General features: G+C 67.1%; 47 protein-coding genes. 34 read left to right on the top strand and 13 right to left on the bottom strand.

Features of this window, described 5'->3' with window-relative positions:
• From AMIS_RS10040 to AMIS_RS42445, 3 genes are all read left to right on the top strand, one after another.
• Positions 1-216 carry a hypothetical protein gene (locus AMIS_RS10040; RefSeq protein WP_014442130.1) on the top strand — a complete coding sequence of 72 codons (216 nt, stop codon included), beginning with the start codon at positions 1-3 and terminating at the stop codon, positions 214-216.
• 178 nt (positions 217-394) lie between these two features.
• Positions 395-574 (top strand): hypothetical protein, encoded by a 180-nt coding sequence (locus AMIS_RS10035; protein ID WP_014442128.1) that lies wholly within the window; start codon positions 395-397, stop codon positions 572-574.
• Complete coding sequence (locus tag AMIS_RS42445) at positions 574-750, top strand: hypothetical protein (protein WP_014442127.1); 177 nt, start codon at positions 574-576, stop codon at positions 748-750. The genes AMIS_RS10035 and AMIS_RS42445 overlap by 1 nt, the downstream gene beginning before the upstream one ends.
• Before the next feature lie 49 nt (positions 751-799).
• On the opposite strand, the gene AMIS_RS42440 is transcribed toward AMIS_RS42445, so the two are convergent.
• Entirely contained in the window at positions 800-1,048 is a 249-nt protein-coding gene (locus tag AMIS_RS42440) for a hypothetical protein (RefSeq protein ID WP_157434797.1), read from the bottom strand.
• Between the two features lie 120 nt (positions 1,049-1,168).
• On the opposite strand from AMIS_RS42440, the gene AMIS_RS10030 reads away from it, so the two are divergent.
• From AMIS_RS10030 to AMIS_RS09935, 21 genes are all read left to right on the top strand, one after another.
• Positions 1,169-1,762 (top strand): DUF262 domain-containing protein, encoded by a 594-nt coding sequence (locus AMIS_RS10030; RefSeq protein ID WP_014442125.1) that lies wholly within the window; start codon positions 1,169-1,171, stop codon positions 1,760-1,762.
• Positions 1,762-2,025: a hypothetical protein gene (locus AMIS_RS10025; protein ID WP_014442124.1), complete on the top strand. Its 264-nt coding sequence runs from the start codon at positions 1,762-1,764 to the stop codon at positions 2,023-2,025. The genes AMIS_RS10030 and AMIS_RS10025 overlap by 1 nt, the downstream gene beginning before the upstream one ends.
• Positions 2,022-2,237, top strand: coding sequence for a hypothetical protein (locus tag AMIS_RS10020; protein ID WP_014442123.1), 216 nt, complete (start codon positions 2,022-2,024; stop codon positions 2,235-2,237). The genes AMIS_RS10025 and AMIS_RS10020 overlap by 4 nt, the downstream gene beginning before the upstream one ends.
• Positions 2,234-2,452 carry a hypothetical protein gene (locus AMIS_RS10015; RefSeq protein WP_014442122.1) on the top strand — a complete coding sequence of 73 codons (219 nt, stop codon included), beginning with the start codon at positions 2,234-2,236 and terminating at the stop codon, positions 2,450-2,452. The genes AMIS_RS10020 and AMIS_RS10015 overlap by 4 nt, the downstream gene beginning before the upstream one ends.
• Positions 2,449-2,664, top strand: a complete 216-nt coding sequence (locus tag AMIS_RS10010; protein WP_014442121.1) for a hypothetical protein — start codon at positions 2,449-2,451, stop codon at positions 2,662-2,664. The genes AMIS_RS10015 and AMIS_RS10010 overlap by 4 nt, the downstream gene beginning before the upstream one ends.
• 13 nt (positions 2,665-2,677) lie before the next feature.
• Positions 2,678-2,902: a hypothetical protein gene (locus AMIS_RS10005; RefSeq protein ID WP_014442120.1), complete on the top strand. Its 225-nt coding sequence runs from the start codon at positions 2,678-2,680 to the stop codon at positions 2,900-2,902.
• Positions 2,899-3,150, top strand: coding sequence for a hypothetical protein (locus tag AMIS_RS10000; protein WP_014442119.1), 252 nt, complete (start codon positions 2,899-2,901; stop codon positions 3,148-3,150). Before AMIS_RS10005 ends, AMIS_RS10000 begins: the two co-directional genes overlap by 4 nt.
• Positions 3,150-3,359 carry a hypothetical protein gene (locus tag AMIS_RS09995; protein WP_041829660.1) on the top strand — a complete coding sequence of 70 codons (210 nt, stop codon included), beginning with the start codon at positions 3,150-3,152 and terminating at the stop codon, positions 3,357-3,359. Before AMIS_RS10000 ends, AMIS_RS09995 begins: the two co-directional genes overlap by 1 nt.
• The gene (locus AMIS_RS09990) at positions 3,356-3,589 is read left to right on the top strand and encodes a hypothetical protein (protein WP_014442117.1); all 234 of its coding nucleotides are present in this window, start codon (positions 3,356-3,358) and stop codon (positions 3,587-3,589) included. Before AMIS_RS09995 ends, AMIS_RS09990 begins: the two co-directional genes overlap by 4 nt.
• Positions 3,586-3,942: a hypothetical protein gene (locus AMIS_RS09985; RefSeq protein WP_014442116.1), complete on the top strand. Its 357-nt coding sequence runs from the start codon at positions 3,586-3,588 to the stop codon at positions 3,940-3,942. Before AMIS_RS09990 ends, AMIS_RS09985 begins: the two co-directional genes overlap by 4 nt.
• The gene (locus tag AMIS_RS09980) at positions 3,942-4,145 is read left to right on the top strand and encodes a hypothetical protein (RefSeq protein WP_014442115.1); all 204 of its coding nucleotides are present in this window, start codon (positions 3,942-3,944) and stop codon (positions 4,143-4,145) included. Before AMIS_RS09985 ends, AMIS_RS09980 begins: the two co-directional genes overlap by 1 nt.
• A gap of 2 nt (positions 4,146-4,147) precedes the next feature.
• Positions 4,148-4,381 (top strand): hypothetical protein, encoded by a 234-nt coding sequence (locus AMIS_RS09975; RefSeq protein WP_157434796.1) that lies wholly within the window; start codon positions 4,148-4,150, stop codon positions 4,379-4,381.
• Positions 4,378-4,671 (top strand): OB-fold nucleic acid binding domain-containing protein, encoded by a 294-nt coding sequence (locus tag AMIS_RS09970; RefSeq protein ID WP_014442113.1) that lies wholly within the window; start codon positions 4,378-4,380, stop codon positions 4,669-4,671. The genes AMIS_RS09975 and AMIS_RS09970 overlap by 4 nt, the downstream gene beginning before the upstream one ends.
• The gene (locus AMIS_RS09965; RefSeq protein WP_014442112.1) at positions 4,668-4,853 is read left to right on the top strand and encodes a hypothetical protein; all 186 of its coding nucleotides are present in this window, start codon (positions 4,668-4,670) and stop codon (positions 4,851-4,853) included. Before AMIS_RS09970 ends, AMIS_RS09965 begins: the two co-directional genes overlap by 4 nt.
• A gap of 1 nt (position 4,854) precedes the next feature.
• Complete coding sequence (locus tag AMIS_RS09960) at positions 4,855-5,073, top strand: hypothetical protein (protein WP_014442111.1); 219 nt, start codon at positions 4,855-4,857, stop codon at positions 5,071-5,073.
• A 70-nt stretch (positions 5,074-5,143) separates the two neighbouring features.
• A complete protein-coding gene (locus AMIS_RS09955) occupies positions 5,144-5,431 on the top strand; it encodes a hypothetical protein (RefSeq protein ID WP_014442110.1) in 288 nt (95 codons plus the stop codon).
• A gap of 133 nt (positions 5,432-5,564) precedes the next feature.
• Entirely contained in the window at positions 5,565-5,840 is a 276-nt protein-coding gene (locus AMIS_RS09950; RefSeq protein WP_157434795.1) for a hypothetical protein, read from the top strand.
• Positions 5,837-5,977: a hypothetical protein gene (locus AMIS_RS42435; RefSeq protein WP_014442107.1), complete on the top strand. Its 141-nt coding sequence runs from the start codon at positions 5,837-5,839 to the stop codon at positions 5,975-5,977. The genes AMIS_RS09950 and AMIS_RS42435 overlap by 4 nt, the downstream gene beginning before the upstream one ends.
• On the top strand, positions 5,974-6,366 hold the full coding sequence (locus AMIS_RS09945; protein ID WP_014442106.1) for a hypothetical protein: 393 nt from the start codon (positions 5,974-5,976) through the stop codon (positions 6,364-6,366). The genes AMIS_RS42435 and AMIS_RS09945 overlap by 4 nt, the downstream gene beginning before the upstream one ends.
• Entirely contained in the window at positions 6,363-6,554 is a 192-nt protein-coding gene (locus tag AMIS_RS09940; RefSeq protein ID WP_014442105.1) for a hypothetical protein, read from the top strand. The genes AMIS_RS09945 and AMIS_RS09940 overlap by 4 nt, the downstream gene beginning before the upstream one ends.
• 29 nt (positions 6,555-6,583) lie before the next feature.
• On the top strand, positions 6,584-7,066 hold the full coding sequence (locus AMIS_RS09935; RefSeq protein WP_157434794.1) for a hypothetical protein: 483 nt from the start codon (positions 6,584-6,586) through the stop codon (positions 7,064-7,066).
• Between the two features lie 48 nt (positions 7,067-7,114).
• Here AMIS_RS09935 and AMIS_RS09930 read toward each other — a convergent pair whose 3' ends face one another.
• Positions 7,115-7,339, bottom strand: coding sequence for a hypothetical protein (locus tag AMIS_RS09930; protein ID WP_014442103.1), 225 nt, complete (start codon positions 7,337-7,339; stop codon positions 7,115-7,117).
• 86 nt (positions 7,340-7,425) lie between these two features.
• On the opposite strand from AMIS_RS09930, the gene AMIS_RS09925 reads away from it, so the two are divergent.
• The 4 genes from AMIS_RS09925 (at position 7,426) to AMIS_RS09910 (ending at position 9,423) form a co-directional block, all read left to right on the top strand.
• The gene (locus tag AMIS_RS09925; protein ID WP_014442102.1) at positions 7,426-7,707 is read left to right on the top strand and encodes a hypothetical protein; all 282 of its coding nucleotides are present in this window, start codon (positions 7,426-7,428) and stop codon (positions 7,705-7,707) included.
• A 60-nt stretch (positions 7,708-7,767) separates the two neighbouring features.
• The gene (locus AMIS_RS09920) at positions 7,768-7,977 is read left to right on the top strand and encodes a hypothetical protein (RefSeq protein ID WP_157434793.1); all 210 of its coding nucleotides are present in this window, start codon (positions 7,768-7,770) and stop codon (positions 7,975-7,977) included.
• 139 nt (positions 7,978-8,116) lie between these two features.
• Positions 8,117-9,013, top strand: a complete 897-nt coding sequence (locus AMIS_RS40370) for a hypothetical protein (protein ID WP_051041890.1) — start codon at positions 8,117-8,119, stop codon at positions 9,011-9,013.
• Positions 9,010-9,423 (top strand): hypothetical protein, encoded by a 414-nt coding sequence (locus AMIS_RS09910; RefSeq protein WP_014442099.1) that lies wholly within the window; start codon positions 9,010-9,012, stop codon positions 9,421-9,423. The genes AMIS_RS40370 and AMIS_RS09910 overlap by 4 nt, the downstream gene beginning before the upstream one ends.
• A gap of 59 nt (positions 9,424-9,482) precedes the next feature.
• Here the strand turns inward: AMIS_RS09910 and AMIS_RS09905 are convergent, their stop codons facing one another.
• Positions 9,483-9,986: a hypothetical protein gene (locus AMIS_RS09905; protein WP_014442098.1), complete on the bottom strand. Its 504-nt coding sequence runs from the start codon at positions 9,984-9,986 to the stop codon at positions 9,483-9,485.
• Between the two features lie 87 nt (positions 9,987-10,073).
• Here AMIS_RS09905 and AMIS_RS42430 point away from each other — a divergent pair, with 87 nt between their 5' ends.
• The gene (locus tag AMIS_RS42430; protein ID WP_014442097.1) at positions 10,074-10,775 is read left to right on the top strand and encodes a hypothetical protein; all 702 of its coding nucleotides are present in this window, start codon (positions 10,074-10,076) and stop codon (positions 10,773-10,775) included.
• Positions 10,776-10,920: 145 nt separating this feature from the next.
• On the opposite strand, the gene AMIS_RS09895 is transcribed toward AMIS_RS42430, so the two are convergent.
• From AMIS_RS09895 to AMIS_RS09850, 10 genes are all read right to left on the bottom strand, one after another.
• A complete protein-coding gene (locus tag AMIS_RS09895) occupies positions 10,921-11,202 on the bottom strand; it encodes a hypothetical protein (protein WP_014442096.1) in 282 nt (93 codons plus the stop codon).
• Positions 11,202-11,408 (bottom strand): hypothetical protein, encoded by a 207-nt coding sequence (locus AMIS_RS09890; protein ID WP_041829655.1) that lies wholly within the window; start codon positions 11,406-11,408, stop codon positions 11,202-11,204. The genes AMIS_RS09895 and AMIS_RS09890 overlap by 1 nt, the downstream gene beginning before the upstream one ends.
• Positions 11,409-11,627: 219 nt before the next feature.
• Entirely contained in the window at positions 11,628-11,993 is a 366-nt protein-coding gene (locus AMIS_RS09885) for a hypothetical protein (protein WP_014442094.1), read from the bottom strand.
• A complete protein-coding gene (locus tag AMIS_RS09880; RefSeq protein WP_014442093.1) occupies positions 11,990-12,217 on the bottom strand; it encodes a hypothetical protein in 228 nt (75 codons plus the stop codon). Before AMIS_RS09880 ends, AMIS_RS09885 begins: the two co-directional genes overlap by 4 nt.
• Complete coding sequence (locus AMIS_RS09875; RefSeq protein ID WP_014442092.1) at positions 12,214-12,411, bottom strand: hypothetical protein; 198 nt, start codon at positions 12,409-12,411, stop codon at positions 12,214-12,216. Before AMIS_RS09875 ends, AMIS_RS09880 begins: the two co-directional genes overlap by 4 nt.
• On the bottom strand, positions 12,408-12,701 hold the full coding sequence (locus tag AMIS_RS09870) for a hypothetical protein (RefSeq protein WP_014442091.1): 294 nt from the start codon (positions 12,699-12,701) through the stop codon (positions 12,408-12,410). Before AMIS_RS09870 ends, AMIS_RS09875 begins: the two co-directional genes overlap by 4 nt.
• The gene (locus tag AMIS_RS09865; protein WP_014442090.1) at positions 12,698-12,961 is read right to left on the bottom strand and encodes a hypothetical protein; all 264 of its coding nucleotides are present in this window, start codon (positions 12,959-12,961) and stop codon (positions 12,698-12,700) included. Before AMIS_RS09865 ends, AMIS_RS09870 begins: the two co-directional genes overlap by 4 nt.
• A complete protein-coding gene (locus tag AMIS_RS09860; protein ID WP_014442089.1) occupies positions 12,958-13,260 on the bottom strand; it encodes a hypothetical protein in 303 nt (100 codons plus the stop codon). Before AMIS_RS09860 ends, AMIS_RS09865 begins: the two co-directional genes overlap by 4 nt.
• Entirely contained in the window at positions 13,257-13,535 is a 279-nt protein-coding gene (locus tag AMIS_RS09855) for a hypothetical protein (protein ID WP_014442088.1), read from the bottom strand. The genes AMIS_RS09860 and AMIS_RS09855 overlap by 4 nt, the downstream gene beginning before the upstream one ends.
• Positions 13,532-14,209, bottom strand: coding sequence for a hypothetical protein (locus tag AMIS_RS09850; protein ID WP_014442087.1), 678 nt, complete (start codon positions 14,207-14,209; stop codon positions 13,532-13,534). The genes AMIS_RS09855 and AMIS_RS09850 overlap by 4 nt, the downstream gene beginning before the upstream one ends.
• A 192-nt stretch (positions 14,210-14,401) precedes the next feature.
• Here AMIS_RS09850 and AMIS_RS09845 point away from each other — a divergent pair, with 192 nt between their 5' ends.
• The 5 genes from AMIS_RS09845 to AMIS_RS42425 all read left to right on the top strand — a co-directional run bounded on the left by AMIS_RS09845 (position 14,402) and on the right by AMIS_RS42425 (position 17,407).
• The gene (locus AMIS_RS09845; protein WP_157434792.1) at positions 14,402-14,626 is read left to right on the top strand and encodes a hypothetical protein; all 225 of its coding nucleotides are present in this window, start codon (positions 14,402-14,404) and stop codon (positions 14,624-14,626) included.
• Between the two features lie 143 nt (positions 14,627-14,769).
• Positions 14,770-15,021, top strand: a complete 252-nt coding sequence (locus tag AMIS_RS09840; protein ID WP_231859270.1) for a hypothetical protein — start codon at positions 14,770-14,772, stop codon at positions 15,019-15,021.
• Positions 15,018-16,268, top strand: a complete 1,251-nt coding sequence (locus AMIS_RS09835) for an AAA family ATPase (protein ID WP_014442084.1) — start codon at positions 15,018-15,020, stop codon at positions 16,266-16,268. Before AMIS_RS09840 ends, AMIS_RS09835 begins: the two co-directional genes overlap by 4 nt.
• Before the next feature lie 300 nt (positions 16,269-16,568).
• Positions 16,569-17,141, top strand: coding sequence for a GIY-YIG nuclease family protein (locus AMIS_RS40365; RefSeq protein ID WP_157434791.1), 573 nt, complete (start codon positions 16,569-16,571; stop codon positions 17,139-17,141).
• Positions 17,138-17,407 carry a hypothetical protein gene (locus tag AMIS_RS42425; protein WP_014442082.1) on the top strand — a complete coding sequence of 90 codons (270 nt, stop codon included), beginning with the start codon at positions 17,138-17,140 and terminating at the stop codon, positions 17,405-17,407. The genes AMIS_RS40365 and AMIS_RS42425 overlap by 4 nt, the downstream gene beginning before the upstream one ends.
• Positions 17,408-17,411: the final 4 nt, after the last annotated feature.

The raw sequence follows: 17,411 nt of genomic DNA, 5'->3' as shown, positions 1-17,411 counted from the left end.
GTGACCGACCTGCAGCCGCTGCTGTCCCGTGACCGCTACTCCGATGAGGAGTGGGAGTACGCGTCGTCGGGCCGCTGCGACCGGGAAACCGATTTGGGCATGCATCCGCGGATCGTGCGATGCGGTGAGCCGTCGTCACCCGCCTCGTTCTACCGCTGGTGTGTCGAGCATGACGAGGAAGCCCGCGACGACGACCCCGACGCGTACGGGCGCTAACAAACAGAGCGGCGGGCTCGCAGCCGTGGAAAGCCGAGCCCGCCCCTGATCCCTGAGGAGGAATCGTGAACCAGCGTAAGCGACGGTGGCGTCAGCCAGAGTGCGAGATCCCCGCTGAGACGCTGAAGGGCCTGCTCGGCGAGTCCGAGTGTAAGCGCGACGATCGGCGGGCCGGCTGATGGCTGCCACGTTCGCCGACGCCCTGGAAGTCCACCACTACGACGACACCGTCACCCGCTACGAGCACGTCACGTACTGCCTGTGGCCGGGCGGGGTGACCGTCTACCGGGACGGTGAGCAGATCGCCCGGCATGACGATGTGCTGGACACGCGGGCGTCACGGCTGGCGGCGGTCTGATGGCCCGCGTGCTGGTGGTGTCGGATGACGAGGCCACGGTGGTGCCGATCGTGGTGGTCGGCGACAACGAGGACTACGTGCAGGGTGAGTGCCCGTGCGGTGAGGTCATCTCCGACCGCGGGCAGTTCGAAGACACCGTCCAGGCCACTGTCATCCACGTGGACCAACGGCACTGAACAGGCACCCCGCTCGGATACTCGGCCGGCGGGGTGTCTTCGTGTCTGGCTACTTGCGACGTTTCTTGGTCGCAGCGTTCCCGCCGAGTTTTGCGGGCGGTACGTCGTCGGGCCGGAATTTGCGGACGTGGGCACCGGATCGACCCACGAGGGTTGCGATCTCGCCGGGGGGCACGTTTTCCCGCCAGGCCCGCACGATGAGGTCGCGTTCTTCTTGTTCATTGGCTGAGGCGGCGGCGGCGATTTCGGCGCGTCGTGCAGCGTTCGCGGCTAGTTGTTCTCGCACGTCGCCTGTCATATGCACACCATAGCGCAACGGCATTGCGCATTAACAGAGTGTCGGATACGGTGGAACGAACAGCGTTGCGCATCGCCATAGCGCAACATCATTTCTTCGGCCCTGATCAGGGAGTCACCCGTGACGCGCCAAACCTCCGAAGTCCTCGCCCGGCTGCCGCTGTCGACGTCCAACCGGCAGGCCCGGTGGCTCGTGAAGCAGATCGAAGACGGCGACCTCGACATCAACCCGCCCTACCAGCGCGGTGCCGTCTGGACCGAGGATCAGCAAGTCGCCCTCATGCGGTCGCTACTGTCCGGCGTTCCCGTTCCGACGCTCATCGTCAACGACCGGCACGGGCAGCACTGGACCGACACTGCCACCTACGACCGTCACAGCGGCAACGCCCCCTCCTACGCGGTCGTGGACGGCAAGCAACGCCTGCTCTGCCTGAAGGCCTGGTTCGACGGCGAACTCGCCATCCCGGCGTCGTGGATCGAACCCGAGTGCATCGACCACACCGAAGACACCTCGGACGGCCCCTACGTGCGGTCCACAGGGCTCAACGACTACGGGCGGCGTGCAACCGGTGAACGCATCCTCCTGCCGGTCGGCGAGGCAATGGCCGTATCACTGCGCGAGGAAGCCGAGATCTACCTGCTGGTCAACGGCGGCGGCACTCCGCAGTCGGACGCCGACATGGACAACGCCCGTCGCATCGCAGAGGAGATCTGATGCCCCACAGCGAGCAGACCACCGCCGTCCTCACCGCGAACGAGCCGCCGAACGGCACTGTGCTTGTCGTAGAGAACGGCGACACGGCGAGAGTCATCAAGCGGGATGACGGCCTTGCGTACGCCTGTTACCGGAGCGAACCCGGAGGCCATGTCTGGTTCAACCTGGCTGATTCCGACGGCGATCCGCTGACGCTGCACAACCACATCCAGTACGCGACCGCCGTGTACGCGCTCGGCGAGAAGCTGGCGGAGTTCCGGTGAGCGACTCGTTTGCGGAGGAGATCCGCACGTACCTCGACAACGTCTCCCCTGCCGAGACCGCCGATGAGACCCGTGCCGCCGTCCTCGCGGTCGTCGACAAGTGCGAGCAGCTGCGTGCCGAGCCCGCCCTGCGTCGCGACATGAACGAGCGTTTCGCCGACGAGTTCGAGCAGACGATTGCCCGCGCCCTCGGGATCGAGGTCGACCGGTGAGCCAGCTCCTCGCCGAGCGGATCCGCCACCATCTGACGCCGCCCGGCCACTGGCCTGGCCCTGGCGCAACCGCTGCCGTGCTTGCCGTTCTCGACGTGTGCGAGCAGATGCGGCCGATCCGGGTCGGTCCGTCCGATGAGCCCGTCGGCCACTACTTCGCCGACGGGCTGGAGCAGACCATCGCCCGTGCCGTCGGGATCGAGGTCGACCGGTGACCGCAGCCGACCTGTCCGAGTTCACCGAAACCGCCGAGGGCCTCGTCGAGAACGGCCCGTGGGTGCTGATCCCCCACCCGTCGCTGCGGGACCTGGTCGGCCGGTATGTGGCCGATGCGGTTGCGGAACTCGCCGCTGCTGTCGGCGATGACCAGGCCGAGGCTGCCGCACGTGAGGTGCGCGGCCCCGGCCGACTCCCCACCACTTTCTGATCAAGGAGCATCCATGCCGATCACCATTGACCTGACCGCCAGCAGCAACCGGTCCGCGCGCCTCACGATGACGGCGTGGGAGGCGTTCCACGGCAAGGACAGCATCGCTGACCTGCTGGTCCGTCTCGACGAGGGCATCCACACCCCCGGCGCGCCCTTCGTCATCACCACCGACAACGGCGAGAGCAGCGCCCCGATCGCCGACATCACGAGCGTGACGATCGCGTGGATCCGATGACCGCCCTGACCGACGACGACCTGTACGCCGAGACCGTCACCGCGATCCGCCGCGCCGCCCAGGGCGAGGCGAACGGCGGCGATGACGCCTCCTACAACCATGCGATGGACATGCTCGCCGAGTCCCAGCGCCGCCTCATCAACGCCGGCCACGACAAGTGGTGCGCGTCCGGCATCTACGACCGGGCGTTCGTGGAGGCGTCCGGGATCAGCAAGGACACCGACTGCTCGTGCGGGAAGGACGCGTGATGACGACCCAGGAAGAGTTCGACGAGGCCTACGCCCTCGACCAGGACGACTGGTCGGATCCGATCCCGGACGGCGCCCGGCATGCCATGCCCGGCCTGGAAGGACCCGTGCCGTGCTGCGGCCGGGACCCGGACCGTCTGCCGCACGGCGACTGGATGACCTCAGACCCTGAGCGGGTCACCTGCACCGGGCCTGAGACGGCGTCGTGAGCGCCCTCGACATCACCCGCGAGGCCGTGTACGCCGCGATCCGCGACGACCTGGGCTGCCGCACGGTCGACGACCTTGCTGAGCGGTTCCACGTCCTGTCGGGTTCGGCGACGTTGCGCACCGTCCTCGACGAGTTGAAGGCAACCGGCCGCATCGTCGAGTACAAGGACGGCCGACTGTCCGGGCCGGGCATCTTCACCCAGCCGGCGCTCGGCGAGGAACCGTCGTGAGCAGCGAGAGTCTGCGCCGCCAGGACGCTTCCGGGCACATGCCGCTCGGCGTGTTCACCCCCGACGGGCAGCTGGTGGCCCTGGTCCCCGCTGGCGCCGACTACCAGAGCGACCAGGGCCGTTCCGGGCTGCTGGCCGCCGCTGCCGCCGAGATCGGTGTGGCCGCCGGGTCCCTGGAGATCCTGGCGTGCTGCCACCTGCACCCCACATCTGCCGCAGTCGACTGCCTCGACTGCGAGCCCGTCACTGCGGCGCCGTGCGGCACCTGCGGGCTGAAGTCGTGGGACGCGCCTGACCTTGAGCCCGGCGAGTTCGTGTGCGCCTGCAACGAGCCCATCGACGAGGAGACCTGATGACCACCCAGTACGTGATCGTGCACCGCCGTGACACCGGCCGCACCGTCGAGGAGCAAGTGCACGACATCCACCCCGACAGCGACCTGACCGCTGCCACTGAGCACGCGGCCGAGCTTCAGTACAACGCCAACCATGTCTACGGCCGGACTCGCGACACCTACCGGGTGGCGCGGCTGGCCTACATCGACGAGGAGGGGTGAGCGTGGAAATGACCTGGGTCCCCGACTACAGCCCTCACGAGTGCGTGCCGACGCAGGACGCCTACGACGCCACGGTGCGGGCTCTGGAAAAACACCGTGAACGCGCGGACCGGGCGGAAGCCGAACTCGCCGCGATCCGGGACCTCGCCTTCCGGGGCGCCGGCTCCCCCGCTGACGCTCTCAACACCATCCACCAGCGCGCCAGCCGCGCCCTGAACGAGGAGAACGACCGATGAATACCTACGTTGACCACTCCATCGCCGACCTGGCTCGTGGCCGCCACGGAGACACGGTGTCCACTACGGGCATCGTGTCACGCATCGAACCAAAAGAGACCGACCACGGCACGAAGTGGGCGACCGCGGTGCTGACCGACAGCACCGGGAGTATCAGCCTCAACATCTACGACGAGTACGAGCAGCACGAGCACCTGCTGGCCAGCGATGGCGTGCTGCGTGTCTCGGGCTTCCTGATGTGGAACCCGGACTACGTGTTCGAACTGAACGTGCAGGAGGTGGCCCGATGACCGTCACCGACTTCCGCATCCCCGCCCCGCGCCAGGCTGTCCACGACGAAGCGACCGCCACCCCGGAGTCGCTGAGCCTGACCAATCTGCGGGCGCTGCTCGACGACCCGGCACTGGCCGGGTATCACGACGACATCCGGGACTCGATCGCCCGGCTCCAAGCCACCACGATCGAGGCGTGACATGACCGACGAGATGCAGGCCGTGGACCTCGGCGAGATCGTGCACGTGCTGCGACTGGCCCGCGACGGCTGGCCAGAAGGCTGCGAGTGGGAAACGGACGCATTCGCGTACTCCGCATTCAACGGGTTCTTCTCCGGCGGCGAAGAAGTCGGCCTCACCGACGTTGGTCGGGCGTTCCTCGCCAAAGTTGGCGCGCTGTACCCCGAGCGGACGGTGTGACCGTGGTCCGGAAGAAGTGGCGCACCGTGTACCCCGGCGACTTCGATGCTCGTGACAAGGAGAAGACGGCATGACAGGCCAGCCCGAGTGGAAGATCGAACAGCCGCCCGTCGAAGACATGATGTTCCCGGTGCGCTGCATGCACTGCCACGGCGTGTACAGCCTGACGCACGTACAGGTCACCGGCCGCTTCACTGACTGCTCGGTGTGGACGGCGCCGTGCTGCGGCATGCGTGGCATCGATGACCGGCCGTGGGTACGCGACCGCCACTACCAGGAGATCAGCCGGGAGGAAGCAACGTCGGGCGGCGACTACTACGACATCTTCGGGATGCGGCACCGCGGAGGTGGGCGGTGACCGGCCTGCGCGTGCATACGGTCCTGGACGCCACCCTGCCCGCCGCGATTGCCCTGCCGTCGCAGACCCGGCTGTGGGTGGTGGCGATGGGTGACGTGCTGGCAGGTGCGCGGTGAGTTGTGGGGTCTTCAAAGTGTTCTCAGACGGTTCGATCAGCGAGATCGGTCGAGACGGCGGAGCCTGGACTTACCCATCAGTGCCCGGCCTGTTCGGCGATCTGATTAGGGCGGGCTATCCCCTGTTCGGCGACCCGCGCGACGACCCGTATTGGGGGTACATCGATTTGCGGGTGGATGACGACCAGGTGATCGTGCACACCGATGAGGCACCGCCGCATGAACACGACATGGGCGCGGCTGGCGAACTGTTCCTGGCCTGGTTCCGGCAGAACGCCGAGGACAGGCCGTGAGCCGCCCTTACCGGCTGCTCGGGCGGGCGCTCGTTTCCCTTGCTGTGCTCGTGGTGGCGCTGGTCGCGGTCCTGGCCGCCGGTCTTGCCCTGCTGGACGTGTTCGGGCTGGCCGAGGTGGAGGTGAGGCTGCGATGACCCGCGAACCGCTCGCCGCCCTCTGTGCCCGGCTGTACGGGACGCTCACCGATGAGCAGCCCACCATGGCCGACGACTACACGGACCTCGTCCTGGAAACGGTGACCGACGCCCTGTATCCGCATGAGGTGGGCGCCTACCCGGAGCTGTTGGCCGCGTTCGTCGAGGCGGAGCGCATCGACCTGGCGACGGTCATCGCCGAGTACGGTCCGGCCAGCAGCTTCCGGCATGTCGCCTGGGGCGACCATCCGTACCAGCTTGTCCACTCGCCCGCGATCGTTGCGGTGTGTGAGCGGCTGTCGAACGTGCCGATGCGGTTCCAGGCGCTGTGGGATGAACAGTGGGAATCCAACGCTGCGCTCGAAGACCTGGAAGGGCTGTGGCCGTGACCGAGTCTGCCCCTGACGAGCGGTATGTCGTCGACTACACCTGCGGCTGCCAGATCGAGGTCGATCTGATCGGTGAGCGCGGTCAGAAGACGGTGCGGCAGTTGCGGGATGATGCTCAGCGGCTGCACCGGCAGCGGCATCTGCTTGATCCGGCGGCGCAGGCCCCGGCGTTCCGGCCTCCGGCGTAAGCTCACCCCCTTAGCCGATCTTGGGGAGGGTGGCTGTGCAGCAAGCCGAAGTACTCGACGTGATGAAGGGCCTGTTCGAGGCTGCCCAGCATCCCGATATCGCCGAGGTGTACACGTACGGTGCCGGCACCAAAGAGTCACCAGGCGGGGTCGCGGTGAAGGACGTCCGCGGCGGGAAGATGTTCCTGGTGGCATCACCGTGGAAAGGCGAAACCCCGGTCGACGCACCCGAGATCCTGCCCCCTCCGCGACAGGGCGTGCAGCGCATTTCCACCCTTGCGATCCGGCTCCTCGACGCTGCGAAACCCGCCCTCTTCCAGGCGTGGCGGCTGGTCGCGCTGCCCGACCTCGGCCCCACCGATGCCCGCAGCGTCACTCCTGCCGGCGTCAGCATCAAATGCGCGGACGGCACTACGGTCCTGCTGCGCGCCATGTCGGGTGGTTCGCAGACCGGGGATCCGGCGGAAGATCTGCACCCGGACTGGCAGATCCCGGCGGGCATCGTCGTCTGACGTCGGAGCGCACGAAGCCCCAGCCTGCATCGGCTGGGGCTTTCTTCGTCAGCTGGCCTTTTTGGCTTCGCGGAGCAGTTCGTAGACGACTTGCTGGTGGACGCCGATGTCGGCGGCGATGTCGGCGACGGTGCGGCCGGTGGCGCGTTCCTGGGCGATGCGTCGGGCGCGGGCTTGCCGCCAGGTGCTCATCTGCTGGCGGTGGTGTTCGACCTGTTGGCGGGCGAGTTGGTCGGCTTCGGCGATGGGGAGGTTGGGGAGAGCGGCGGTCACTCATAAAGGGTACCCCCTAGACAAAATTAAGGGGTACCCCATAAACTTGGTGTCACCAGGGAGGACGACACGAAAGGACACCAACAATGACCACGATCACCGCCGAGCAGGCCGCCATCCAGATCAAGCAGGCCTACGCCACCGAGATGCGGCAGCGCGGCGAACAGTCCGGCTGGGTCACCGTCGTCGCCCTCATGAACCGCCTCGACCTGACCGTCGAGCAGATGGCCGCCGGCGCCCGCCACCTGGCCCGGCAAGGCGGCTGGGCGGTCGCCCCGACCAGCAACCAGAAGACGCTCACCGACCTGGACCGGGCGTGCGCGCTGTGGATCGGCGGCCAGTGGAAGCACGTGATCAGCGCGAACTGAAGACGGTGGGGCGTGCCGTCCCAGGTGGCGACGCTTCGTCCCGTCGTGCAGGGTGATGGCATGGCAGCCCTGACTCCGTCCCATTTCGATACGCTTGTCGGCCCGTGCCTGCGAGGGGCCAAAGATTTGGCCTCGTTGGCGGACGGGTTCCGGCAGGCGGGTTCCGACGATGAGCGCCGGGCTCTCTTGCAGCAGGCGCAGAAGGTGGCTGAGCAGTTGTCGCGTTTCGCTGAGGACGCCAAGGAGGAGTTGGCCCGGTCAACGGTGTGACGGTTAGAGCTGCACCCGGCATGATCATCATGTAGCCTGCTAGTTAGAACGGGTGTTCGAGCCGACCGCGAACCGGCTCGAATAAGCGCAGGTGGCATGCCCCTTCCCCGGCAGCCGAAGCAACGGCACGGGGAGCGACATGGGCAAGACGTGGAACGGCAGTGGGCGCATCAGCGGCAAAGCCGACGCGCTCGCCGCCCTGCAACGCGTCAACGAAACCGCCCGCAGCCGCGGGAACCTCGCCCTCGTCCCGCAGCCCGTCACCACTGGCGACCAAGCCAGCGTCCAGGGCGACGTCACCGGCGTCCTGCCCTGCGATTTCAGGCTTCAGCCGCTCCTCCCCTGGCCCGGCGGGCTACGCAAAGGTGCGACGGTCGCTGCGGTCGGCTCCACGAGCCTGCTGATGCTGCTGCTCGCCGGTGCCATGCGCGACACCGGGTCGTGGGGTGCTGTCGTCGGCGCACCCATGTTCGGTGGCCAGGCCGCTGCGGAGGCCGGCATCCCAGTCGACCGGCTCGCCCTGGTGCCGGAGCCCGGCCCGGACTGGCCGCAGATCGTGTCCGCGCTCATCGACGGCGTGGACGTAGTCGCCGTCCAGCCGCCGCCCGGCGCCGCCGAAGGGGTGCTGAAGTCGCTCTCGGCTCGTGCCAGGCAGAAGGGCTGTGTGCTGTTGCCGACGAAGCCGTGGGCGGGCGCCGAACTCACCCTCGATGTCACCGGCCGCCACTGGCACGGACTCGGCAACGGGCGAGGCCGGCTACGGCACTGCGAGCTCGACGTGCAGGCGACCGGACGAGGCCGGGCCGTCCGCCCCAAGAGGGCCACCATCACGGTTGCTGGGGAGCCGATCCCGCCGATCGTGGTCCCACCCGCGCCGCCGCGGCCCGTCGAACCCGTCGTTGCAGACACCGGGCGGTGGGCGCACCTCGAGCCCTCCCCGCTACCTGCCGACCCGTGGGCTGGGCTGACACGAACGAGCTATACGGCGCCGAACAGGTCCCGACGCGATCGAAGCGCAGGCAACGTGACCACATGATCGTGTTGTCCGAGCAACACCACGAGCCCCAAATCGCGCTGGATGCACTCGCCCGGGTCTTGCAAGCCCTACGGGACCAAGGGATCCGCTCCTACCTTCCCTACCTGGACCACTGGCGCACCCAGGGCGGCACGGGCGGCTGGGCGATGGACTGGCAGAACGGCGCCTACGCCGACGAGATCGCCATGCGGCTTCTGGGACTTAGCCTGTACGACGACCGCGGCGAACACGACGAGTACCTGTTCGGCAAGGTGACAGCAGCTGGCGCATTCAGCCAGACCAGAGCGGACCTCTTCGTGTGCGGCGTTCACTTCTCACTGCGAGCACTCGACCCAATCGGGTACGACGCAACGCACGAACGCATCTGGGGAACGGCGGGCCGCTTGGCGGCCGCTTTCGCCACCCATTGATCGGAGAGGTGGCGGCTCGCCGCTGGGGGACGTCCAGCCGCCGAGCAAGCCGCCGGAGGTCACTGCGGCCCGGCTGGCGGGCCCGGCGTTGACCAGCCCACCTCAGGGCGCGGAGTCCCTCGCCGGATTCGGCGGCGTACGCGAGCCGGCCTCGCGGCGCGACGTTCGTACGAGTCGAACCAGACAGTTGGTTCACCGCCCAGCATCTGACGCACCTCCTCCACCGTGGCCGGTTGGACCAGCAGACGCCGCTCAAGGCCAGGGCGGTAGGCAGCCTTGTTCACCGCCTTTTCGATTCGTTCCAGGGGCGGGACGGCGGAGAGCGGCGTTGCAGGATTCCACGGGTGGACCTCCCGAATCAGCAGCCGCTTCCAGTCGTCGTCAGTGTCGAAGCGGATCAGAAGGTGCTGCTGCAGGCGGACCTCGCAGACCCCGGTGATCGGATCGACTTTCGGTGGGTCGAAGGCGAGGTAGGTGCCCCAGCCTGCAGCGCGGCCGAGAAGGGTGAGGTGTTCGGTGCCTTGTTGGTTGAGACGGATGTGCAGGTCGACGAGGGATGGCATGAGTGGGCTCCCCGTGTCCGTTGTAGATCAGCACGGTAGCTAGCAGCAGCGATCGGCGGCTATGGCCCGCGCGCACGACCGTCGATCATGCAGACGGTGGAGGCCTTTGCGGAAACCCATACATCGATGGGCCGAACAGATGAGCCGGATCGGACGAACGTCAACCGAACAGCCGATCTATCGTCTCCGCTCATGGCTCTCGCTGCACTGATCGTCAGCATCCTCGCCCTCGTCGTTGCCGGGGTCACCGCTCGCTACAACAAGCAAAACGCCGACGCTGCCGACAAGTCCTCGCTCGCAGCCGACCGGTCCGCTGACGCGGCCAAGGAGTCAGCGGAGCATGCCAAGAGCTCCGCGGAATCGGCTGCCGCGGTCGCTCGAACCGAAGCAGAACGCGAACACCGTGACCTACGCCCGACTGAGCCTGACATCACGGCATCGCTCACCACAGCAACGAACCCCAGAGGCGGACATGAGGATCGCTTTTTGGAGTTCGTCTTGCCTCGCACCTACCGGATATCAGGTGACGCCATCACCGGCGGTTCCCGTTCGCCGTTGAGCTTTTCACCGGTTGCGGAGGGCGGGAAGACCATCAAGGTCCAGTTGGACAAGAGTGTCGGACCGCGCGTGGACGCGGTGCACATTCGATTCTGGCCGCCGGTGCCAGGGGATCCGGGTGAGCGGTGGCATTGCCCGTGCGACAGGGATGCGACGGAGGGCGGGGATCCACACTGGTCCTGGTACATCGAGGTGCCGGAGCCGCATGAGGTGTGGGTCTTCCGTGCCTGATCAGCTGATCATTACTGCTGGCCGGGCAGCAGAAAGCCGCCGTGTGCCTCGCTGCACGGCGGCTGGTCGGGGCGGATGCCAAAGACTGATGCTCAAGTCTTGAGCAGAGAAGCCGGCGCCTCCATGCTGGTGCGGGTCTCAGGCATCACGTGTTCTCCTCGTTCTCGGCCAGCCAACGCTCGCCGGCCTCGGTGAGCTGCCACGAGCTAGGCGCGTACATGGACGCATGCTCGGGCCGTCCCAGCACGATGAGACCAACTTGTCGCAGCCATTCCACCGTGGCGTTGACCTTCTTCGAGCCGCCCGTAGCGGGCCGCCACACGTCCTCATCGGGCTCGCGCCCCCAGTTTCGGCGGTGCTTCACCTCGCCGTCGGCAACGGCCCGCAGGACGGCGGCACGGGTGGGCGTGAGCGTGATCTCGGGCATCAGTGGATCCTCTTCATAGCCTGAACAGTTGCGCCCGGGATCCGCCGGATCGGTTCCTCGTCCCAGAAGTAGATGATGATGTCGCCGTTCACGTCCTCGGTGATGTCGTGGACGACTCGATAGCCGTACGGGCTATGGACTTGGTCACCGGGCTCGAGATTGGCCAGCAGGATGGGTCGGGCGGCGGCGTAACGCAGATCCGTCATGGCGGTCTCCTTCGGCTCTTGGTCAGTGTGTCGGTGCGCTGTCTCTGGTGGAATGGGGCTCACAGGCCGCCGTGCGTTCGCGGGTGGCCTGGTCGGGTTCTGCCGGATGCTGCTGCCCTCCGATCCGCCGGCCGATGTGCCGCCACGACGGGCCGCCTGCCGGTTCGATCCGGCCACCGCACCCAGCGCACGTGCCGACAATGCGGGTGTCGGCCTGGTTCACGACTCGCCCTTGCAGCACGCGGCCGGCATCAGCAGCCGCCGTGCGGCTTTCGCGATCAGCCCGTAGTAGGTGTCGTGCCGCACCAGCACCCGGTTCGGGGTGCGGGCCAGCCACGACCGGTCGCCGTCGGATTCGAGCGTCACCACGGTGGTGCCGTCCTCACGGTCGAGGCGCCGCGAGCGCAGGATCAGGCCGTGGCAGACGTCGTCGCGGAAGATCCAGCGGGTGTCGTCGCAGGCGTGGTAGACGACCACGTCCCCGGTCTCATCGAGGACACTGTTACGCCGCCGGTACGGGTCGCAGTGAGCATGCCCGCACAGGGCGGTCTTCGAGGTGATCACGACGACGGTGTTGCCGGTCACGGATACTCCTCGGTGGTGAAGTGACCACGGACCACGCGGATGGCGTGCACCTGCTCCCACGGCCAGAACGCGGCACCGCTGCCGGACACGGAGTGGATGCCGTCGCCGTCACGCTCGGCGTAGCGGCGCATCAGGTCGGTGACCTGTTCGGCGGTAATGTCGTCGTAGTTGGTGCAGACTCGGCCGCCGTCGGTTTCGATGCCGACCCGGAAGACGTCACTCATGCCGGCACCTCCGCAACAGCGTCCGGGCTGCTCTCGTCGGCATACCCGAACCACACGTGCACCTGGTCGGCGTAGTCCGGGTTGGTGCGGGCGGCTTTCCGGTCTGCGTACTGCTGGGCGGTCAGGTTGGTGGTGTCGTAGCCGGTGAAGCCCGGCTTGCCGTCGCGGTAGTAGCGGAACGTCGCGATGCTCATGACGCCACCTGGCAGGCGACGTCCGGGATGTCACCGGTGGCGTGCCCGGCCCACGCCTCGGCGAGGGTGTCGTACTTACCGAGCAGGTCATAGCCGCCCCACTGGCCGCCGAGGGTGGCAACATCCACAGGTTTCGCGTCGGGCCAGCGTTCGAGATGCTCCGCGGTCCACGTGTGGAGGTGCTCGGTGATGGTGGCGGCCTGGTCGGTGCGGGTGTCCCGGATCCGGTACTCGTGCTGGTGCATGCCGTCGGACTCGGTGACGCAACGGGCAATGAAGTGGCGGGTCACGACGCCTCCTCGGCGTATCGGGTGGCGTAGGTGGCGACCGTCTTGGCTCCGAAGCAGCGTCGGCACACCCGCGGCGGGGCGATCCGAGCTGCGGTGAGGGCGACGATCAGCGCTTCGAGGCCGTCCAGGTCGTCGAGTTCGGCGAGGCGTTCGACGATCGGGTTTCCGCTGCCGCACGAAGGCATGTGGGTCAGGGCACCGGACGCGAACTCGAAGTGGACTTTGCGGTTCCCGGTGGTGGCGAGGTAGGCGAGGCTCATGCTGTTACCTCCAGGTCGATGGCCGCACCTTCGGTGCAGTCGTTGCCGGGGCACGGCTTGCCGCCGTGCAGGGTGCGGGAGCCGGTCAGCCGTGACGGCGGAATGCAGCACAGGATCACGTCCGCTCCGGTCCGCTTGAGCCGCAGCAGGCGGGGGTTGTCGGGGCAGGTGCCGATGAGCCAACCGCGCAGGCCGCCGTACAGGCCTTCGGTCAACTCGACGCCGTGCCAGGTGCGCAGGACAATCGGGGCGGTGGTCCGGGCCAGTCGGTGAGCGGCACGGCGAGCGGTGGTGTTCACGCCAACACCTCTCCGGTGCGCACGTCGTAGGCCGGAACGTTGGGGTGGTTGCACTTACGGATCCAGCCGTTGTCGTCCATCGGCAGGCTGCCGTACTGGTTGCAGTCGCGGCACACCTGCGGCCGGAGGGCGTCGATGGCGTCCTGCATCTGCGGATTCAGAACCTTGCAGATGCGCTGGGCGTCGGAGTAGTCGGCGGTCTCGGCCGCTGCCTTCAGCGCGGTGTACGCCTCGTGGGCTTTCCGGGCGGTGGCCTTGTAGGTCCGGAGGTTCATGCCGCCACCCCGCTCTGCTGCCCGATGGCGGCCCACCCGCGTGCGTTGAGCCGCACGCTGGCGATGATCTGGGTGCCGGGCCGGTAGACGGCGCTCGCCTGGTCGGCGAGGCCGCGCTGGATGAGGCCGTCGAGCAGGGTCCACGGCTGGCCGGGCCCACAGGTGACGACACCGTTGCGGTGGCGGCGCATCCGGTCGAGCATCGCCGCGGTGGGCGGCTGCACGTGCACACGGGTCCGGGTGGGCCGGACCTTGCGCGGGTGGCGGAGCCGGTACCACTCGTCGCCGTACGCCTTGGTCATGCTGCGGGCGGTCGCGGTCTGCTGGGCGGCGAGATCGGCGGCAGCATCGGCGTCACGCTGCGCGAAGTCGGCGGCCAGGTCGTCGAGCATGTCCTGCTCGGCCTGGTCGGCGACCGCTGCGGCGCTGGTCCACTGGCCGGCGAGGTCTTCGATGATCGCGGCGGGGGTGCCCTTCGCGGCCTCGTCGATCAGGAACCGCAGGTAGGCGCGGCCCTCACCGATCGGCATGGCCCGGTTGAGGATCGGGTGGTTGGCGAAGGTGAAGCTGACGTGGTCGGTGAACAGCTGGACGAGGACCACGAACAGCAGCACGCCGTGGGCGTCGGTGATGTTCATGTACGTGGAATCGCCTGCCTTGAGCTTGGTGTTCATGTTTCGGGCTACCTCCCGATTGGGCTCCTTCGGTGCGCCAACACCTCGGAGCAGGTTTTCCGTGTCGCTTGGGAACATTATTTCCCCCAAGCCGATTGCGTGTCAAGTGGGAACGCGTATACGATCGTCCCAGTAATCATGAACCGGCCAAGGATGGGACAGATGGACACACAAAACCGCTACCCTCGCCGGGTGGCACGCCAGAAGTGGACCCCGCCGACACCCGAGGTCCAGCAACACATCGAGGACGTAGTAGCGCTCTACCAGGAGAAACAAGAAGCAGAGCGCCGCTACAAGGAAGCACTCGCGAAGCTCACCGACGCGGCCGGCGACGCAGTGCCGATCGCCCACATCGCTGATCGCCTCGACGTAGAGCGGAAGACCGTCTACCGGCACCTCGGCAGGTCCATGACCTGACTTCCTGGCCCGAAACGCAAAGCGGGCCAGGCGGGGATTGGCGTCCCCGTGATCCTGGCCCTGACGGAGAGGTAGCTCCGCTAGTGCAGCACGATAGCTTCAGCCTGCCGTCGAACGGCAGTACGACTCCCGATCTTGAACGGGTGGTCGAGGCACTCAACACCCAAGACACATTCGACCGCGCCCAGGTGGCATGGCTGATGTCGCAAGCCATGCGCTGGGGTTACGAGAACCGGATCGCGGAGGAGAACGCCGCCTACCCGCCGGAGCCTGTCTTCATCTTGGGCCGCTGGTTCGACCAGGCCACAGAGCGGGCCAGGGCCGACGCCACCGCCCGGTGGCCCCGCCCCGGCGACTTCCGCGGGCATGCCTCGAAGCAGCAGGTGGCCGCGTGAAGAACGCCGCCAACATGCCGCCGATCGACTGGACCGACGTCGACCAGCAGCACATCCCCCTCCCCCGCCCGGACGCCCCACCGGAGGAGCGCGCCCTCCACGACCAGCGGATCGCCGCCGCGCTCTACCGCGAAACCCAGTGGGAGTACATTCGGCAGGCCGCCCGCGAGGCAGCCCGCGAGCAACTGGCACAGGAGAAACTCGCCGAGCAGCGAGCCAACGCCGCCAACGCCGACCGCACCTACACCGGAGGGTCGTGGCTGCTCGACGTGCCCGACGAGACACCGACGATCTGGGGCAGCGGCAGCGAAGTGCTGTGGGCGCGCGGCGAATCTTTGATGATCACCGGGCCGCAGGGTGTCGGGAAGACCACCCTCGCCAGCCAGGTACTCAAAGGCTGCCTGTCGCTGCAAGACGAAGTCCTCGGCTACCCGATCGAAGGCTTCGAAGGCCGCATCCTCTACCTCGCGATGGACCGCCCGCAGCAGGCACGCCGCAACCTGGCCCGCCTGTTCGCCGGGATGGACGAACACCGCGAATACCTCGACGAGATGCTGCGCGTGGTCGAGGGCCCGCCGCCGGCTGACTTCGCGCAGTCACCGGAGACGCTGCGACAGATGTGCGATCACCACGGTGCCGCCGTGGTGGTCATCGACAGCATGAAGGACGCCGCGATCGGCCTGTCCAAGGACGAGGTGGGTGCCGGGTACAACCGGGCGCGGCAGATCGCGTTGACGGCCGGGCATCAGCTGGTGGAGCTGCACCACACCGTGAAGTCGGGGCCGGACGGCGGCAAACCGAACAACATCAACGGCGTGTACGGGTCGACGTGGCTGACCTCCGGTGCCGGGTCGGTGGTGATGTTGTGGGGTGAGCCTGGCGATCCGGAGGTCGAGTTCATCCACCTGAAGCAGCCCGCCGATGTGGTCGGCCCGTTCAAGGTCGAGCACAACAACCGGACGGGCGTGTCCACGCGGGTGTACGAGGAAAGCAAGGATCTGCTGGCTTTGGTGCGCCGCTGCCGGTCGATGGGGTTGTCGGCGAAGGACGCGGCGATCGTGTTGTTCGACCTCGACATCGCGGCGAAGGTGGCGACGAAGGACATCAACAAGGCGCGGCGCCGGCTGGACAAGTATGTCGAGGACGGCTTGTTGTTCCGTCGCGAGCCGGACGGTCAGGGGGCGGGCCAGGAGGTGCGCTGGTTCCCGGTGGAGTCGCGGCTGGACGTTCCTGGCGAGGCCGCGTGATGTCCGTTTCGGTGCGGTTTGGAAGTTACGTTTTAAGTTACGCGACGCTTTTTCATCTTCAAGTTACGGCCGAAGTTACGCGATCTAGGGAAGCCGTAACTTCGCAGGTCAGGAAGATACGCGGCAAGTTACGCCAAGTTCCGCGCCAGGGTCTCGCCGAGAAGTTACGCACGGACCCCTCTCTATAAGAGGGGTCCGCGTAACTTCGGCAGACCCCCAACAAGATCAAACCCAGCGCGAGTGAAGGCAGCGGCACCACCGACTGCACACCCCCGATGCGCCTTTGACTTTGGAGACGCCTTGCCCCCTACAGCAGCCAACCAGCAGCGGACCATCGCATACGTCGGGCCAGAAACCTCGGCACCCGACCTGCTCAATCCCGACCCGCTTGCCCAGGTGCTCTACCGGTTCTACGACGCCCACGGCATCCTGCTGTACATCGGGATCACGGGCGATGCCGCCGCCCGCTGGTCGAACCACTCCCGGAAGAAGCCGTGGTGGCCGCTCGTGCGGCGTATCGAGATCGAGCCGTACGCCACCCGCACCGAGGTTGAGGTTACGGAGAAGGCGGCGATCCTGGCCGAACGGCCCATGTGCAACGTCATCCACAACCGGCAGCGGATGCAACCCACCGACCCGCAGCACTTCATCGATGCCTGCAACCGGTGTGGCATGGTCGGCGCCGGGTTCGGCTCACATCCGGCGGTTGAGCTGGACTGGACTGCAGATGGGGTGGACTCGCTGCACCGTTGCCCAGCCGATCACCAGTGGACGTGCTCGTGGGGTAACCAGGTCTGCGCCTACGAGGACTGCGCGTGCTCGTGGTGTTTGATCATTACCAACCGCCTTGCCGTAACGAAAGGAACAACGTGACCACTGTTCCGCAGCACTACCCGCTGTTTGTCATCTATTTGGGCGCGAACGGCAAGGACTGCCGCGTATTTCCGGGCGTCTTTGCCGTTACTGGCTGGAGGCAGCGGCCCGACGGAGATCGCGGTGAGCCACTCGTCGTGGCCTTAGCGGATGCCGAAGACCCAGGAGATGAAGCCTTCACGCGTCGGTTTTTTCACAGCTACGAGGCTGCGTCTGCATACATTGCTGAGGAGCTGGCGACCCCGCCCCATCCTGCCGGGCACTGATATC

It is taken from the genome of Actinoplanes missouriensis 431 (assembly GCF_000284295.1).
In the GTDB taxonomy this organism is placed as follows: Bacteria; Actinomycetota; Actinomycetes; order Mycobacteriales; family Micromonosporaceae; genus Actinoplanes; species Actinoplanes missouriensis.
The sequence above is the reverse complement of the archived record's forward strand: the minus strand, read 5'-3'. Positions and strand labels throughout refer to the sequence as shown.